The 17,390-nt window shown below is 29.8% G+C and carries 15 protein-coding genes; 3 read left to right on the forward strand and 12 right to left on the reverse strand.

Annotated elements, in window-relative coordinates; all coding sequences use genetic code 11:
- The first annotated feature begins 23 nt into the window (after positions 1-23).
- Entirely contained in the window at positions 24-959 is a 936-nt protein-coding gene (locus tag A3M9_RS0104925) for an L-lactate dehydrogenase (RefSeq protein WP_027308230.1), read from the forward strand.
- Between the two features lie 9 nt (positions 960-968).
- Here A3M9_RS0104925 and A3M9_RS0104930 read toward each other — a convergent pair whose 3' ends face one another.
- Positions 969-3,581: a calcium-translocating P-type ATPase, SERCA-type gene (locus A3M9_RS0104930; protein ID WP_370882843.1), complete on the reverse strand. Its 2,613-nt coding sequence runs from the start codon at positions 3,579-3,581 to the stop codon at positions 969-971.
- 160 nt (positions 3,582-3,741) lie between these two features.
- Here A3M9_RS0104930 and A3M9_RS0104935 point away from each other — a divergent pair, with 160 nt between their 5' ends.
- Positions 3,742-5,373, forward strand: a complete 1,632-nt coding sequence (locus A3M9_RS0104935) for a putative manganese-dependent inorganic diphosphatase (RefSeq protein ID WP_027308232.1) — start codon at positions 3,742-3,744, stop codon at positions 5,371-5,373.
- 50 nt (positions 5,374-5,423) lie between these two features.
- Here the strand turns inward: A3M9_RS0104935 and A3M9_RS0104940 are convergent, their stop codons facing one another.
- The 7 genes from A3M9_RS0104940 to surE all read right to left on the reverse strand — a co-directional run bounded on the left by A3M9_RS0104940 (position 5,424) and on the right by surE (position 12,078).
- Positions 5,424-7,319, reverse strand: a complete 1,896-nt coding sequence (locus tag A3M9_RS0104940) for a bifunctional 4-hydroxy-3-methylbut-2-enyl diphosphate reductase/30S ribosomal protein S1 (RefSeq protein ID WP_027308233.1) — start codon at positions 7,317-7,319, stop codon at positions 5,424-5,426.
- A gap of 1 nt (position 7,320) precedes the next feature.
- On the reverse strand, positions 7,321-7,908 hold the full coding sequence (locus A3M9_RS0104945) for a 1-acyl-sn-glycerol-3-phosphate acyltransferase (protein ID WP_027308234.1): 588 nt from the start codon (positions 7,906-7,908) through the stop codon (positions 7,321-7,323).
- A complete protein-coding gene (gene cmk, locus A3M9_RS0104950; protein WP_027308235.1) occupies positions 7,905-8,567 on the reverse strand; it encodes a (d)CMP kinase in 663 nt (220 codons plus the stop codon). Before cmk ends, A3M9_RS0104945 begins: the two co-directional genes overlap by 4 nt.
- 38 nt (positions 8,568-8,605) lie before the next feature.
- Complete coding sequence (gene aroH, locus A3M9_RS0104955) at positions 8,606-8,968, reverse strand: chorismate mutase (RefSeq protein ID WP_027308236.1); 363 nt, start codon at positions 8,966-8,968, stop codon at positions 8,606-8,608.
- Positions 8,969-8,978: 10 nt separating this feature from the next.
- A complete protein-coding gene (locus A3M9_RS0104960) occupies positions 8,979-10,202 on the reverse strand; it encodes an NAD(P)/FAD-dependent oxidoreductase (protein WP_027308237.1) in 1,224 nt (407 codons plus the stop codon).
- A 103-nt stretch (positions 10,203-10,305) separates the two neighbouring features.
- On the reverse strand, positions 10,306-11,187 hold the full coding sequence (locus A3M9_RS0104965; RefSeq protein ID WP_027308238.1) for a MurR/RpiR family transcriptional regulator: 882 nt from the start codon (positions 11,185-11,187) through the stop codon (positions 10,306-10,308).
- Between the two features lie 117 nt (positions 11,188-11,304).
- Positions 11,305-12,078 carry a 5'/3'-nucleotidase SurE gene (gene surE / locus A3M9_RS0104970; protein ID WP_027308239.1) on the reverse strand — a complete coding sequence of 258 codons (774 nt, stop codon included), beginning with the start codon at positions 12,076-12,078 and terminating at the stop codon, positions 11,305-11,307.
- A gap of 77 nt (positions 12,079-12,155) precedes the next feature.
- Between surE and A3M9_RS0104975 the strand changes: the two genes are divergently transcribed.
- Positions 12,156-12,806 carry a hypothetical protein gene (locus A3M9_RS0104975; RefSeq protein WP_027308240.1) on the forward strand — a complete coding sequence of 217 codons (651 nt, stop codon included), beginning with the start codon at positions 12,156-12,158 and terminating at the stop codon, positions 12,804-12,806.
- On the opposite strand, the gene A3M9_RS0104980 is transcribed toward A3M9_RS0104975, so the two are convergent.
- From A3M9_RS0104980 to A3M9_RS0104995, 4 genes are all read right to left on the reverse strand, one after another.
- A complete protein-coding gene (locus A3M9_RS0104980; protein WP_027308241.1) occupies positions 12,769-13,347 on the reverse strand; it encodes a class I SAM-dependent methyltransferase in 579 nt (192 codons plus the stop codon). The two genes, A3M9_RS0104975 and A3M9_RS0104980, sit on opposite strands and share 38 nt — an antisense overlap.
- 66 nt (positions 13,348-13,413) lie before the next feature.
- The gene (locus A3M9_RS0104985) at positions 13,414-14,856 is read right to left on the reverse strand and encodes a carbon starvation protein A (protein ID WP_027308242.1); all 1,443 of its coding nucleotides are present in this window, start codon (positions 14,854-14,856) and stop codon (positions 13,414-13,416) included.
- 151 nt (positions 14,857-15,007) lie between these two features.
- Positions 15,008-15,772 (reverse strand): LytTR family DNA-binding domain-containing protein, encoded by a 765-nt coding sequence (locus A3M9_RS0104990; protein ID WP_027308243.1) that lies wholly within the window; start codon positions 15,770-15,772, stop codon positions 15,008-15,010.
- 1 nt (position 15,773) lies between these two features.
- Positions 15,774-17,384, reverse strand: a complete 1,611-nt coding sequence (locus A3M9_RS0104995) for a LytS/YhcK type 5TM receptor domain-containing protein (RefSeq protein ID WP_027308244.1) — start codon at positions 17,382-17,384, stop codon at positions 15,774-15,776.
- Positions 17,385-17,390 lie beyond the last annotated feature (6 nt).

Consider the following 17,390-nt stretch of genomic DNA (forward strand, 5'->3'; position numbering starts at 1 on the left):
TAATTTTCCTTGAGGTGATATATATGAAAAAAGTTTCAATAATTGGTTCAGGATTTGTTGGTTCTACTACTGCTTTTACAATTGCTATGAATGGTCTTGCTGAAGAAATTGTAATTATTGATATTAATAAGGATAAAGCCTATGGAGATGCACTTGATATAAGCCACGGAGTTCCATTAATGTCTCCTGTTGAAGTATATTCTGGCGAATTTTCAGATGTAAAGGATTCAGATATAATAATCATAACTGCTGGAGCAAATCAGAAACCTGGAGAAACACGACTTGATTTAGTTAAGAAAAATGTTTCAATTTTTAAAGATATGATACCTAAACTTGTTAAGTATAATAAAGATGCTATTTATTTGATTGTAACTAATCCTGTTGACATTTTAACATATGTTACATTAAAGATTTCAGGCCTACCCAAAAATAAAGTTATTGGATCAGGCACAGTACTTGATAGTTCAAGATATAAATACCTCTTAAGTAAGCATTATGGAATCGACCCAAGAAATATACACGGTTACATAATTGGAGAACACGGTGACTCTGAAATAGCAGCCTGGAGTTTAACAAACATTGCTGGTACATCAATAGATTATTTCTGTAATATATGTAATCATCCCTGTAACGGACAATTTAAAGAGCAGATATTAAATGACGTGAGAAATTCTGCCTATACAATAATAAACAAAAAAGGTGCTACATATTATGCAGTAGCTGTTGCAGTAAAACGTATAGTTGAGTGTATAGCAAGAGATGAAAAGAGTATACTTACTGTTTCGTCTTATTTAGAAAATAAATATGGATTAAAGGATGTAGCATTAAGTGTTCCAACAATAGTTGGCAAAAATGGTGTTGAAGAAGTATTAGAATTACCTTTAACTGAACAAGAAAAAAATAAATTATTGGATTCTGCCAATATAATGAAGGATATTATAAGTAAATTAGAATTATAAAAGGGGCATTTAGCCCCTTTTATAATTAATTATACTTGAAATAATTGAAATTAAACCGGAACAAATGAAAACGATTATCCACTGCCATAAGTTAAGTGATTTAGTTTTAAAAATGGTCTGGAACATAGGTATATATACTACTATAATCAACATAACAAATGAAGTTAAAACTGCCCATACAAGATATACATTAGTAAAAATTCCTAAGTTAAATATAGATTGTCTTTCACTCCTACATTCAAAAACATGAAAAAGCTGCGACATAATTAAAGTACTTAACGCAACAGTCCTTGCCAAAACTATATCAGAATCGTATTTAACCAATGTGTAAACAAAGGATAGTATTGTACAAATACCAATTAATGCACCCCTATTTAGTATTTTAAATAATAATCCCTCAGAAAATATACTCTCCTTTCTGTTTCTTGGTTTTCTGAACATAACATCATTTTCTGCTCCTTCTAAACTAAGTGCCATAGCTGGAAGACCATCTGTGGCTAAATTTACCAGCAATATTTGAATCGGAATAAGAGGTACTGGCAACTTTAATATTGTTGCTAAAAACATAGTTAATATTTCACCTATATTACAGGATAAAAGATATCTTATAAATTTTCTTATATTATCATATATTACTCTTCCTTCACGTACAGCCTCTACAATAGTTGAAAAATTGTCATCCATCAGAATCATTGCAGCTGCTTCCTTTGTTACATCCGTTCCTTGTATTCCCATAGCAATTCCTATATCTGCTTCCTTTACAGCAGGTGCATCATTAACACCATCACCCGTCATAGCAACTATATACCCCTTACTCTTATATGCCTTAACAATTCTGTATTTATGTTCTGGTCTTACTCTTGCAAATACAGCTATCTTATCAATATTTTGAACAAGCTTTTCATCACTTAAATTATCTAATTCATCTCCTGTTAAAACCAATTCATTTGAATTTATTATCTGAATCTCCTTTGCAATCGCCTCTGCAGTTAGTTTATGATCTCCAGTTATCATAACAGGTTTTATACCTGCAGCCCTACACTCCTGAACAGAATATAAAACTTCTCTTCTTGGAGGATCCATCATTCCAACAAGACCTAAAAAAACCAAATCCTTTTCTATAAAATTAGACTCATTATTTTTATAAGCAAAGGCTATAACTCTTAGAGCATTTTTTGCCATATTTTCATTTTGTTCAATTATCCTTCGCTTATAATTTAAATCAAGAGGAACTACTTTATTATTTATTTCAATGTAACTACAAGCTTTAATTATACTTTCAACAGCACCCTTAGTATACATAATTTTATTTTTACCATCTGAAACAACTACAGACATCATCTTTCTATCTGAATCAAATGGAATTTCCTTTATTCTTTTATAAGTATTTTTATATTTTTCTCTACTTAATTTTGCTTTTTCAGCTAACACTAATAGTGCTATTTCTGTTGGATCCCCATAAAAATTTATTTTTTTTCTATCTAATATATAATATGAATTATTACAAAGAATACAGGCATCTAATAATTTATGTAGATTGCTATCCATTATAGAATCAATATTTTTTTTAATACCATTTATAAAAAAATCACCCTTAAATTCGTATCCATCCCCAGTTATATCAATTTCTTTATTATACAAAACAACCTTCTTTACTGTCATCCTATTTTGTGTAAGCGTACCTGTTTTATCTGAACATATAACATTTGTACAACCAAGTGTCTCTACAGCTGGTAGCTTTTTTACCAATGCATTTTTTCTTACCATTCTTTGTACTCCTAATGCTAAAGATACTGTAACTATTGCAGGCAATCCTTCTGGTATTGCAGCAACCGCTAAGCTAACACCGATAAGGAACATATCATAGATATTTTCACCTCTTAAAACACCAGTAACTGTAACAATTCCACACACTATTAAGCATACATAAACTAAATATTGTCCTAAATTATCAAGCCTCTCCTGCAGTGGTGTACGCATCTCATCGATACTCTGCAGCATATTTGCAATTTTTCCCATCTCTGTATTCATTCCTGTTGCAATTACCTTTGCAAGTGCCTTTCCATTAGTAACCGTACATCCCATATATAAGTAGTTTTCCTTTAAAGCAGTTTTACCATTGTAGCTCTTTTTTTCAACAGATACTGATTCACCTGTTAAAATAGACTCATCACATTTTATAGCTTCACTTTTTATAATTATTGCATCTGCAGGTACTCTATCTCCCGCTTCAACTTCAATTAAATCTCCTATAACAACTTCACCTGCATTAACTATACTTATCTTTCCATCCCTCATAACCTTTGCAGTAGGTGCTGACAATTTTTTAAGTGCCTCTAAAGATTTTTCAGTTCTATATTCCTGTATAAAACCTAAAATTGCATCCAGTAAAATAATTGCAATTATTGTTATAGCATCAGCCTTTTCTCCCATAATTCCAGATATAACTGTAGCTGCTATCAATACCCATACAATAAAATCATTAAATTGTGATAAAAATATTTTAAACTTTGATTTTTTCTTATTTACCACAATTTCGTTATACCCAAATTTTTGTAACCTTTTTTTCGCTTCTATGCTTGATAATCCATCTAAAAATTGGTTTTCAAAATCAAGTTGCACAATACCACCCCCACTTACATCTTCTATATATATATTTAAAATTTCTTTATACTATAACTTTATATTTGTTTTAATTTTCTATAATTTTTTATTTGTATTTACTATTTACCACTTTATAGTATATAATAATTTAATGTAATTTCTTTAGGAGGTGAATAAATTGAAGGATGTTATATATGTTACTGGTCACAGAAATCCTGACTCAGATTCAATCTGTTCTGCAATTGCTTATGCTGAACTAAAAAGAAAACTTGGGCATAACGCTGAACCAAAAAGATTAGGTGAAATTAATAGGGAAACTGAATTTATATTAAATTATTTTGGAATCCCTGTACCTGAGTATTTGCCTACTGTTAAACCTCAGGTTGCAGATCTAAATATGGATAAGGTTGTACCTGTCTCAAAGGATATTTCAATTAAAACTGCTTGGTCATTAATGAAAAAAAATAATATTAAATCACTTCCTGTTGTTGATGAAAATGAAAAACTTATTGGTATTGTTACATTATCAGATATCACTAATAACTATATGAGTACATTGGACACAAATATTCTTGCAACCAGCAAAACTCCACTTTCAAACATTATTGAAACATTAAATGCAAAATTAATTACTGGCAGTCAAGATATATTCAATACAAGTGGCAAAGTTGTTATTGCTGCTATGGCACCAGAACAAATGAAGCCATTTGTAGATAAGGGTGATATTGTAATTGTTGGCAACAGAAGTGATAATCAAAAAGTTGCAATAGAAAGTGGTGCAAACCTATTAATTGTAACTGGTGGTTCAGAAATTGAACAAGAAATAATAAAATTAGCAGAAAGCTTTAAATGTATAATAATAGTTACTCCAAATGATACCTTCACAACTGCAAGATTAATAAATCAAAGTGTTCCTGTAAAATATGTAATGACAAAAGAAAATATAGTAAGTTTTAATCTGGATGACTTTGTTGATGAAATAAAAGAAAAAATGTTACAAACCAGATTTAGAAGCTACCCTGTTGTGGATGATAATAATAAATTAATAGGAACAATTTCCAGATACCATCTAATATCACAAAAGAAGAAAAAGGTTATTTTAATGGACCATAACGAAAGAGCTCAATCTGTTCACGGAATTGATGAAGCAGAACTTCTTGAAATAATTGACCATCATAGAATTGCCGATATTCAAACAGGCAAACCAATATACTTTAGAAATGAAATTGTAGGTAGTACATCAACAATAGTTGCAAATATTTATTTTGAAAACGGAATAAGACCTTCAAAGCAAATTGCAGGAATCCTATGTGCAGCTATTTTATCAGATACACTTAAATTTAAGTCTCCTACCTGCACATACATAGATAAAATGACTGCAGAGAAACTTGCTGAAATTGCAGGAATCGATATTGATAAATTTGCTGATGAAATGTTTAAAGCCGGAACATCATTAAGCGGAAAAACTCCAGAAGAAATTTTCTATCAAGATTTCAAAGAATTTACGCTTGGAAAATATAAAATCGGAGTTGGTCAAGTCAACACAATGGACACAGATGCACTAAAAGATTTAAAGAAGGAATTAATAAGCTTTATGGATAACTTATGCAAAGCCAAAAACTATAACTTAATTATGCTTCTATTAACAGATATAATTAAGGAAGGTTCTGAAGCTCTATTTGTAGGCGAAGATAAAGAATTAATTTCTAAAGCCTTTAACGTTCAGCTTGGTGAAAACAGTGTTTACTTGCCAGGCGTTGTATCAAGAAAGAAACAGGTAATCCCACCACTATCTGCTGTAGTTGAATAAAATATCAAAAATGCCAAGAACTGAGTTCTTGGCATTTTAAATTAATTTTTTTACACTATTAAAGAAAGAGAAACCTTTTTCTTATCATAATCAATACTTATTATCTTAGGTTTAACTACTTGACCAATCTTTAAATAATCACTTGGCTTATCAATTCTTCTTGTTGTTATTTGTGAAATGTGTATTAAGCCATCTACTCCTTCAATTATTTCAACAAACGCTCCATAATCAGCAAAAGCAACAACTTTACCTGTTATTACATCTCCTTCTTTATACTTTGAAATAAATTCATCCCAAGGTTCCTTCATAGTCCTTTTAATACTACCTGATACCTTATGTTCATTTTTATTTATTTTTGTTATAACAATGTTGACCTCTTGATTTATCTTAAACTCCTTTTGAGGCTTTACTTTTCTATCCCAAGACACCTCTGAATTAGGAACAAAAACATCAATAGGCCCTACTGTAACAAAAATACCAGATTCTATAAAGGATTTTATTCTTCCCTTTAATTCCTGTCCAAAACTCAATTCTTCAATAAATTTTCTTTTTTCTTCTTCCATAATCTTCTTAATTACATTTTTTCTTGAAACAACAATTTCTATGCTATCATTCTTTTGTAATTTTACATCTAATATATTTACTTCTATTTCCTTTCCAAAAAGATTTTTAACTTCATCCCTTTGAGTTATACCAGAGTGAGATTCAGGTAAAAATGCCTTTATATTATTATATAAACATTCATAACCACCCTTTATTTCACTTATCAACTTAACTTTAATTAATATACCTTCTTCTTTAATTTTTTCTAACTCTTCTAAAATATCGTATTTTTCTATATTTAATCTACTCAACACAACATTTCCTTCTTTATCTGAAAGCTTTACTACTTCTAAATCATAAACATCTCCAATTTTGAATATTTCCTTTAAGTTGATAATTCTATTAGAAGCTAAATTTTTAGGTAATATACCATCAGCTTTATATCCTATATCAAAAAATACTTCATCATTTGTTATATGTATTACCCTTCCTTCTATTATTTCTCCAACTGAAAGATTTTTAAAATTATAATCTATTTCATCATCTGATTCATAAGTTCTATCCTCTAATTTATTTAATGAATCTAACTTTTCAATAACTGCTTTAATTGTATAATCTGGAGTAGATGCTCCCGCTGTAATACCAACCTTACTTGCACCAGCAACTTCATCTAAATTAAGTTCATTCTCATCTTCAATGAAAATCGCTTTTTTACAATTATCTCTACAAATCTCATATAATTTTCTTGAATTCGAACTATTTTTTCCACCAATTACAATCATAACATCAACTTTATTTGATAGTTCTATCGCCTCATTTTGTCTTTCATCAGTGGCACTGCAGATAGTATTGTAAATTAGAATTTCTTTAGCAAATTTAATTAATTCTGCTGATATCTTATACCACTTATTTTGATTAAAGGTAGTTTGTGCAACTATACAAATCCTTCCTAAGTTTTTATCAATTTTATTTAAATCTTCTATTTCATTAATTATTATTGCAGTATTGTTACACCAACCATTTATACCCCTAACCTCTGGATGATTTTCATCACCAACAATTATAATTTTATATCCATCATTAAATCTTTGTTCAACTATTTTATGTATATGTTTAACATATGGACAAGTTGCATCTACAATTACAGCACCCATTTGTTCTATCTTCTCATATTCTCCCTTTGAAATCCCGTGAGACCTTACTATAATTTTATCGTTAGGTTGTATATTATCCAAGTTTTCAACCACATCAATTCCTCTATCTTTCAATTCTTCTACAACCTGTTTATTGTGAATTATAGGACCATAAGTAAAAATCCTCTCTCCCTTTTCATTAAAGGCCTTTTCAATGGCTTTTTTAACTCCAAAACAAAATCCTGCTGTTTTTGCTACCAAAATTTCCATATTACATCCCCTCTTTTAATTTTTTAATTTCTTGCATAACTATCTGGCTTAATTCCAAATAGTCACTATTAGTCATCTTTTCTTTTTTATATTTATTATAGTCAATTGGTTGTCCATATTTTATTTTTATACGAGTAAAGGGTCTATAATTTCCAACAATACATACAGGTATTACAGGCACTCCTGATTTTATGGCAAACATAGCAACACCTGCATTTGCCTCTCCAAGTTCGCCAGTCTTTGAGCGTGTTCCTTCAGGGAAAAGACCAACTAAATTATTTTCCTTTAATAGCTTCAATGTAGTTTTTACAGCATTTAAATCAGCTTCTCCTCTTCTTACAGGAAAAGCACCTAATTTTTTAATTAACTTATTTAATATTGGTTTATCAAAAAGCTCATACTTTGCCATAAACCTAATTTGTCTTTTTGTATACACTCCAACTATTATTGGGTCCATCCAATGAAAATGATTTGGACATATAATTGCTCCTTTATCCTTTGGTATGTTATCACTTCCAAATATCTCTACTTTATAAACTAACTTAAATAAACCTTTAACAAATATTTGACAAAATCTATAAAAACTCATAGGTTAGCACCCTCTCTAATAATTGAAATAATTTCATCAACAACCTCTTGTATTGTCTTTCCTGTAGTATCTACTAAAATTGCATCCTCTGCCTTTCTTAAAGGGTTAATTTCTCTGTTTGAATCTATAGTGTCTCTATTTCTTATATCATTGCAGATTTCTTCAAATGATATATCTATTCCTTTATTTTTCATCTCTACAAAACGCCTTTTAGCCCTTTCTTCAACTGATGCAGTTAAAAATATTTTAACCTGTGCATCCTTTAATACATTTGTACCAATATCTCTTCCATCCATTATTACACTTGACTTTTTTGCCATTTCCCTTTGTAAATAAACCAATCTCTCCCTAACACAAGAGATTGCAGCCACATCTGATACTTTAGAACTAACATATGGCATACGTATTTCTTCAGATACATCAACACCATCTAAATAAACTCTACCATTTATTAACTCAACCTTTGTTTCATCTACTATATCTTTCACAGATTGTATATCTTTTATATCTACCCCCCTATTTAATAGCTTTAATGTTATAGCTCTGTACATTGCTCCAGTATCGATATATTCTATTCCCATCTTTTCTGCAATTAATTTTGATATAGTGCTTTTTCCTGCACCTGCAGGTCCATCAATAGCAATTGCAATCTTGTTCATATTAAGCCTCCTGTCATATATATATTTCTATAAAAATATTAAAACTCCTTCAAGAGATCTGGTCTTAATATTGTAGCTCTCTTTAGAAAAATATGTTTAACATCATATTGTTTTTTATTGCCGTTAACATACATTAATACCCTAATGCATCTATCCAGAGAGTTTTCAACATACATCTCTTGAAAGCACAAAAGTCCCGCATACTTAATTCCTATGTTTCTTGCAGCTTCTGCTGGATAAGCAGACTTTAAATCCTTTGTTGCTGTAAATATTATTGATACTATATCCTCAATTTCCACTTCATTTTTTAATATCATTTCTTTTAATAGCAGTTCAGTCTCTTCTAAAATATATTTCTTTTCATCCTTTTCAACAGTTGTTGCACCTCTAATTGAAAACATATTTACCTCCCTAACAGTTCATACCCGCACAATATCCTGTACTAAATGCTATTTGGAGATTAAAACCACCAGTTAATGCATCAACATCAAGCAACTCTCCTACAATAAATAGGCCTTTAACAATTTTTGACTCCATTGTTGATGGGTCAACCTCCTTAACGCTAACTCCACCCCTTGTAATTATAGCTTCTTCTATTGGTCTTGTTCCTATTACTGTAACTTTAAAGGACTTTAACAGGTTAACAAGCTGACCTCTTTCTTTTTTTGTAATTGAATTAACTACTTTATCACTTGGTATACCACTTAAATTAACTACAACAGGAATTAGTTTTTGTGGAAGTAAATCATCTAATGCATTCTTAAACTGTTTATTTATGTACTTTTGAAAATCCTTTAATATTCTTTTATCAAGTTCTTCATAATTTAATGCTGGCTTTAGATCAATAAATATTTCAACTTCATCAGGTAATATATCGGATATTTTTCTACTTGCAGACAAAATAATAGGTCCTGATACACCAAAATGAGTAAAAAGCATCTCACCAAAATCCTCATAAATTGTTTTACCTTTATTCTTAACCTTAATACTTACATTTTTCAAAGACAATCCCATTAAATCTTTTACCCATCCCTCTTTACAAACAAGTGGAACTAATGATGGTCTTATATCAACAATTGTATGTCCTAATTTTTTTGCAAAGGTATACCCATCTCCCGTAGAACCTGTGCCTGGATAAGATTTCCCACCTGTTGCAAGAACTACTGAATCACATCTTATAATCTCATTATTATTTATTTCAACACCATATATTTTATTATCCTTTGCTATGATATCAGTTACTTTTGTTTTTAGCAATATTTCAACATTATTTTCCTTTAAATATTCTTCAAAACATTTTATAATATCGCTTGATTTATCTGACTGAGGAAAGACTCTATCTCCTCTTTCTACCTTAAGTTTTACGCCCTTTGCTTCTATCATATCCATTAAATCATAATTAGTAAATGTATATAAAGAGCTATACATAAATTCGCCATTCCCTGGTATATTTTGAATAATTTCTTCTATATCCTTGTTACTTGTAACATTACATCTTCCTTTACCTGTTATGAATAATTTCTTACCTAATTTTTCATTCTTTTCTATTAAAATAACTCTGTTACCTCTCTGTGCAGCTTTAATTGCTGCCATCATCCCTGCTGCTCCTCCACCTACAACTACAACCTTCTTCATATACTTCGCTCCTTACTTTTTTTTGTTATTATATCTAACTATCTGCCTTACAATACAATATCATATATTTTGCAAAAAATAAATAAAAAGCCCCGTGGGCTTTTTACTCATTATTGATTTTATTTTTATAGCTATATACGTTATGTTCTTCCCAAATTTCTTCAAGGGTTCTAAATGTTTCTTGTGTTTTTTCCTTTTCCTTTAACCCAACTGCTACAACAAGTGCATTAATTACACTTAAAGGAGCAACAAGTGAATCAACAAATGAAACCATATTACTTTGTGCAATTAAAGTATAGTCTGAATATGTTGCAAGTGGAGATAAAAGACTATCAGTTATAGTTATAACCTTTGCACCCCTACTTTTTGAAAATTTCATAGCGTCAATAGTTCTTGTGGAATATCTTGGAAAACCTATTCCAATTACTACATCATTTGGGCCAACCCTTAGAAGTTTTTCAAATACGTCACTTATACCTGTTGAAACTATTCTTACATTATCTAATATTAAATTTAAGTAGAATCCTAAAAACTCAACTAAGGCCTGTGAACTTCTAAAACCAACTATATAAATTCTTTTAGCTTTAAGTATTTCATCTACTGCAGAATCAAAGGTATCGATATTTATTTTTTCCAAAGTAGCCCTAAGGTTTTCCATATCCGCCTTTAAAACACTTTTAAGTGGATTTTCTTCTACAAAATAATCATTAGATATTTCTATTCTTTGAACACTTGTAAGTTTATTTTTAATCATTTCCTGCAATGCTTTTTGTAATTTAGGATATCCACTGTATCCAAGTTCATTGGCAAATCTAACTACTGTTGATTCACTAACTCCTACTGTTGTTCCAAGCTTTGCTGCCGTCATAAATGCAGCCTTATCATAGTGTTTTAATATATATTCTGCTATTAACTTCTGTCCTTTACTAAGTCTTGGAAACTTCAATTGAATAAGTTTCATTAAATCCTGCTTGTTTTCCTGCATGCTACCATCCCTCTTCTTAGTCTTTATTGTCTAAAATAATTCTAACATCTTTTTCATTAAATTGCAATATATTTTGCATTTGAATAATGCAATGTTGTAAATTCATCATTTATTTAGTCATTTAAATAAAAATTCATTTTTAAATTCATTTTCTACTCTTTTTAATAATTTAAAATTAGTTAAGTCATAGTGCAGTGGAGTTATTGTTATAAATCCTTTATTAATAAAGCATACATCCGTATTTTCTACTGCATCATCCGTTGGTTTTCCTTGAATTTCAAATATTCTTTCTATTTCATTACTAAATTTTTCAATAAATATATTTGAATAAATTCTGGTACCTAAATTGCATACCTTATAGCCTTTTATTTTAGAATACTCTAAATTAGGAACATTAATGTTAAGTACAACATCATTCCCTATAGATGTCACATCCACATTTTCTAATAATTTTTTTATAAACATTGCTGCAACTTTATAATTTATATTTCCATTTTCTCTGTCCATAGAAACAGCTATAGATGGTATTTTATATATAGCCCCCTCAATAGCAGCTGATACCGTACCAGAATACAATACATCTGTTCCAACATTTAATCCATCGTTTATTCCAGATATTATTAAATCTACATTTCCCTCCATCAGCTTATTTATACCCATCTTTACGCAATCTGCAGGTGTTCCATCAATAGAAAAACATTTGCAATTTAAACCTTCAATTTTATGTTCTCTAACTGTTAATGGTCTATATATTGTAATTGAATGCCCACAGGCACTTTTTTGAGTATCAGGTGCAATAACTGTTACTTCGTGTTCCAAATGAAGAAGCTTTGCTAATGCTATTATTCCTTCTGCTTTAATTCCATCGTCGTTGGTTAATAAAATTCGCATAAAGAAGCCTCCTTTTTTTAATATAATCACCATTTTTTATACATAATATTAATAAATACTATGAAAGGAGTAACACAATGATACAAATAGACGATGCAGGTAGTGGAAGCTTAGTTGGTGGAACAGCCGTTGGAATTCTAAGGATTGAAACAAATGAATATATGTGGGATGTAATCCCAATAAAGTATTTCACTTCTCCATATTTCGAAAATAAGCGTTATGAGGACTATACTCTCTCTATAATAAAAAAATATTTAAAATATTTAAATGTTGATAAAAATGAACCAATAGAAATTTGCCAAGGTTATATATTTAATAAAACACGTGATTTTCTTGCAAAAAGTAATTATAATGTAAAAAGTACAAAAATATCTGACCCTTTACAATCACTTATAGAATCATCTTTTATTGATTACTGCACACAAATTGGTATACCATATGATTATTTAAGGTATACAAAATACCCATTTCACTTTCATAAAATGCTAAGATGGGTATTTGCAGATAAAAAAAATAGAGTAAAGCTATGTAAAACAGCCTGGAATAGTTGGAAAAAGTATTCGGATACTCAACTACAAATTCATTATGACTATATAGTAACAGGTAACTATACCTGTTTAAAATGTGGTAAAAAAATAAATACTCCCTCTAAGATTAAAGTTATTGAATTTACTACAAATAAAAAGCAGTTTATATATCTTCACGATAACTGTCGTTTTTCTCAATAACTAATAAAAAAGGTGCATTTTTTCTATTAATGAAATTTATATTCATAACAGAAAAATGCTTTGAATCTAATTCGGTTATTTCCTTAAGTAAGTCCTCTGCCTCCCTTTGTCCCTCCTCGTGACCAACATATACAGCAATTGTCATCACTCCACCTGGAACTAATAATTTCAAACCCTTTTGAACTGCCTCTAAAGTAGTATCACTTTTTGTTGTTATGGTCTTATCTGAACCTGGCAAATAACCCAAATTAAACATTATTGCTTTAACTTTTTTGTCTATATATAAATCCATATTTTGATGACCGTCATTTATAACTTTAATATTTTTAATTCCCTCTTCATCTATAATTTTGTTAAACCTGTCAACAGCAGATTTTTGTACCTCAAAGGAATATACCATCCCATTTATGGTTAGCGAACTTAAAAACAAAGTATCATTTCCATTACCTAAAGTTGCATCAACTACCACATCTCCATCTACTACAACTTTCTCTACTATCTTATGTGCTAAACTCGTTGCCTTTAAAACTACTTTATACATCAAACCACTCCTTACACAAAAAATGAATTTGAGGATGCTAATGCATCCTCAAATATTTTACACCTTTTATTCTGTTATGGCTACTTCTTCTTCCACATCCTTTATTGTTTTTACAAATTCTTTTGTTTTTATCATAAATATAGCTAAAAGTAACCCTGCCACTATTAATCCTATAACATTTGAGATATTTGCTGGTAGTTTAAATCCTTCCTTTGCCTGTAATATATAGCTGATTGAAACATATGACATAAATGTTGCAGGAACTACAGCTATCCAGTAATTCTTTTTATATTTATATAGATAAACTGCTGCTGCCCAAAGTGTAACCATCGCAAGTGTTTGATTTGCCCAAGCAAAATATCTCCAAACTATATCAAAATTAATAAATGTTAATCCAATACCTACAGCAAATAATGGAATTGCTAATAATAATCTTTTAGTTATCTTATCTTGAGGGAATTTTATCATATCAGCAAGCATTAATCTTGCACCTCTGAAGGCTGTATCACCAGATGTTATAGGACAAGCTACAACACCTAACATAGCAAGTACTCCACCAATTGGTCCAAGCAATGTCTTTGTGATTTCAAGAACAACACCACTTGGTCCAACCTTTCCAAGAACTGCTGCAAGTCCAGGTACTCCTTTATAAAATGCCATACCAGCTGCTGCCCAAACAAGTGCAATAACACCTTCTGCTATCATTGCTCCATAAAAAACGCTTCTACCATATTTTTCGTTCTTCATACATCTTGCCATAAGTGGTGATTGTGTAGCATGGAAACCTGAAATCGCACCACAGGCTATTGTTATAAACATCATTGGGAATATTGGTAACTTTTTAGGATGTAAATTAACCAATGATATTTCTGGTATATGGTATCCCTTTACAATTATACCTCCACCAACACCTACTGCCATAACAATTAAAGCTACACCAAATATAGGATATAAGTTTCCAATTAAAACATCTATTGGTAGAATCGTCGCTAAGAAATAATATGCAAAAACTGCAACTACCCAAAATGTAACTGTGAGACTTGATGGGGTTATTGCTGCAAGTAGCTTAGCAGGTCCTGTAACAAAAACAACACCAACTAAAACCAAAAGAACTATTGTAAAGACTCTCATTATATTTTGTATCTTTTTTCCTAAATAAATACCTTGTATTTCAGATAAGCTTGCACCCTTATGTCTTATAGAAATCATACCTGATAGATAGTCGTGAACTGCTCCAGCAAATATACTTCCAAAAACTATCCACAAAAATGCTGCTGGTCCAAATAGTGCACCTTGAATGGCTCCGAATATTGGACCAAGTCCAGCAATATTTAGTAGCTGTATTAAGTAGACCTTCCACGTTGCCATTGGTACATAGTCAACACCATCTTGAAGAGCATATGCAGGTGTTACTCTTTTTTCATTGACACCAAATTGTTTTTCTACATAAGTTCCATAGACATAATACCCAAGAAGTAATAGTATAATTCCAAAAATGAATGAATACATTTTAACCCTCCTTTGTATTTTTTGAATGTTTGTACAATTTACATTTTAATAATAACACTAAAAATATCTTTTATCATTTAATTGAGGGTAAAATGCATTATTATTATCTTAAAATGCAATTTTTGAAGGTTTATTTGCATTTTAGAAAAAATTATATATTATAATAATCCCTAACATATCTTGATTTACTTCTGCTTACTGGAATTTCAGAATTGTTGTTATCCTTCATAATCATCTTATATGTACCATTAAACCAAGGATGAATTTCTTTGACTTTATTAGGATTAACTAAAAAACTTCTATGTGTTCTTAAAAATCCTGTCATTTCTTCCAACTCATTTAGTGTAAACTTTGTTTCATACGTATTATTAAAGGTTTTAATTATTGTCCTATCCTGCTCAATAGAAAAATAAATAATATCATCTAAACTTATTAATATTATTTTCCCATTTACTTCACAAGGAATGGCCTTTTCCCTTTCCTTTAAGACCCTCTTCATTACCTCCTCTATTTTTTCATCAATATAATAAATATTATTATTTTTTCTTTTATACGATTCTCTTAATCTATTTATAGTTTCATCAAACCTTTTTTCATCAATTGGCTTTAATATATAATCTAATGCGTTAAATTCAAAGGCTTTAATTGCATATTCGTCATAGGCAGTTATAAAAATTATATCCGTCTTATTACTCTTTCTCTTGATAATTCTTCCAAGCTCTATTCCACTTCCCCCTGGAATATTTATATCTAAAAATACTGCATCAAAATCTTGTTTCTCTATTTTAGCTAAAGCATCTATATAATTTGTAGCACAGCCTTTAATAATAATATCATTATACCTTGAAAGATTAAATTTGATCTCCTCTATTGCAGGAACTTCATCTTCCACAATAAGACATTCAATATTTTTCATTTTATCCCTCCATAATTGGAATCTTTATTGTTGTTTTAGTTCCTTCCTCTAAAGCACTTTGAATATCAAATAAGTAATTTTTTCCATAATATAACTTTAGTCTCTCTATAATATTTGTAATTCCAATACCTTCTCCTTTGCTTATTGAATCACAATAATTTTTATTAAATCCAACTCCTGTATCCTCAATTATAAAAGTTAAATATTTATCTTCTTGGAACCCTTTTAAAAAAACACTCCCTCCAACCGCCTTTGGTGAAATACCGTGTTTAATTGAATTTTCAACTATTGGTTGCAAAATAAAGGTAGGTATTTTATATTCCTTTATTTTATCTTCAACATCGCAGTAAAAATTTAATCTATCTCCAAATCTTGCCTTTTCTATTTCGATATATGAATTTATTAAATCTATCTCATCCTTTATTTCTACAAATTCATCATTTCTTTTTAATGTTCCTCTAAAATAATTAGATAAACTTAATATTAACTCCCTTGCCTTTAAAGGATTTGTTCTGCAAAATGATGCAATTGTATTTAATGCATTAAATAAAAAATGCGGATGTATTTGAGCTTTAAGTGCTTTAAGTTCAGATTTATAAATATTTTGTGCTATTGTATTTAATCTCATTATTTCCATTTGTATTGATAAAAGTTCTGCTAATTCATCAAGAAAATCTATATAATATCTATCTATTTCATTATAATTTTTAATGCTAACGCCTAAATACCCCTTTAAATTATCTTCTGAATAAAGTTTTGCTATATAAAAACAATTATTATTATGTTCAACCAGTTCAGATTTTTTTCTTAAATCTAAATTAAGTAAAATATCTTTTATATAGAATTCATCATATTTTGTTGTATAAAGAACCTCATTTTCAATGCATATAAATACACATTTCGCTCTTGTTTCTTTTGATATTATGCTGCAGATTTCCTTTGCACTATCCCTGTTTAATCCTAATTTTAAATAAACTGAAGATTTCTTAGCTATGTTTAATGCCCTATAGGCATTAAAAGCAGCAATTTTATTTAAATCATCCTTTACATTATTAATTATATTAATAAACAAAGCTACACCAAAGGAATTTATTAATATCATCGGCAAACCAATGTTTTTTTCTAACTCCAATGCTGCCTCAAAGGGTTTTGCCAACAATAAAATAATAATTACTTGCGTTATCTCTGCTATTATTCCTGCAATGAAACTTATTATAATGTCACTCTTACCTTTTTTAATATAGGATTTAAATATACCACCAACTAATCCTTCTGCAACAGTTGAAAAGGCACAAGATAAGGCTGTGAATCCACCTAATGTATACCTATGTAATCCTGCAATAGCACCTACAATAATACCTACAAGTGGGCCGCCTATAAGTCCTGCAACTATTGCACCTATAGGTCTTATATTTGCAATTGCTCCCCCTTGAACCTTAACACCTAAATATGTACCTAAAATTGATAATATAGAAAAAAATGTTACCAACATAAATTTTTCAAAACTCATCATTTTTCTTGTAAAAAGTTTTTTAAACATAATTGTTTGAGAAAAGACATAAGCTGCCAAAGCTATAATTGACATTCTTTCAAATAACTGTAGATATAACATATAATC

Source organism: Caloramator sp. ALD01 (assembly GCF_000472625.1).
Classification (GTDB): domain Bacteria; phylum Bacillota; class Clostridia; order Clostridiales; family Caloramatoraceae; genus Thermobrachium; species Thermobrachium proteoclasticum.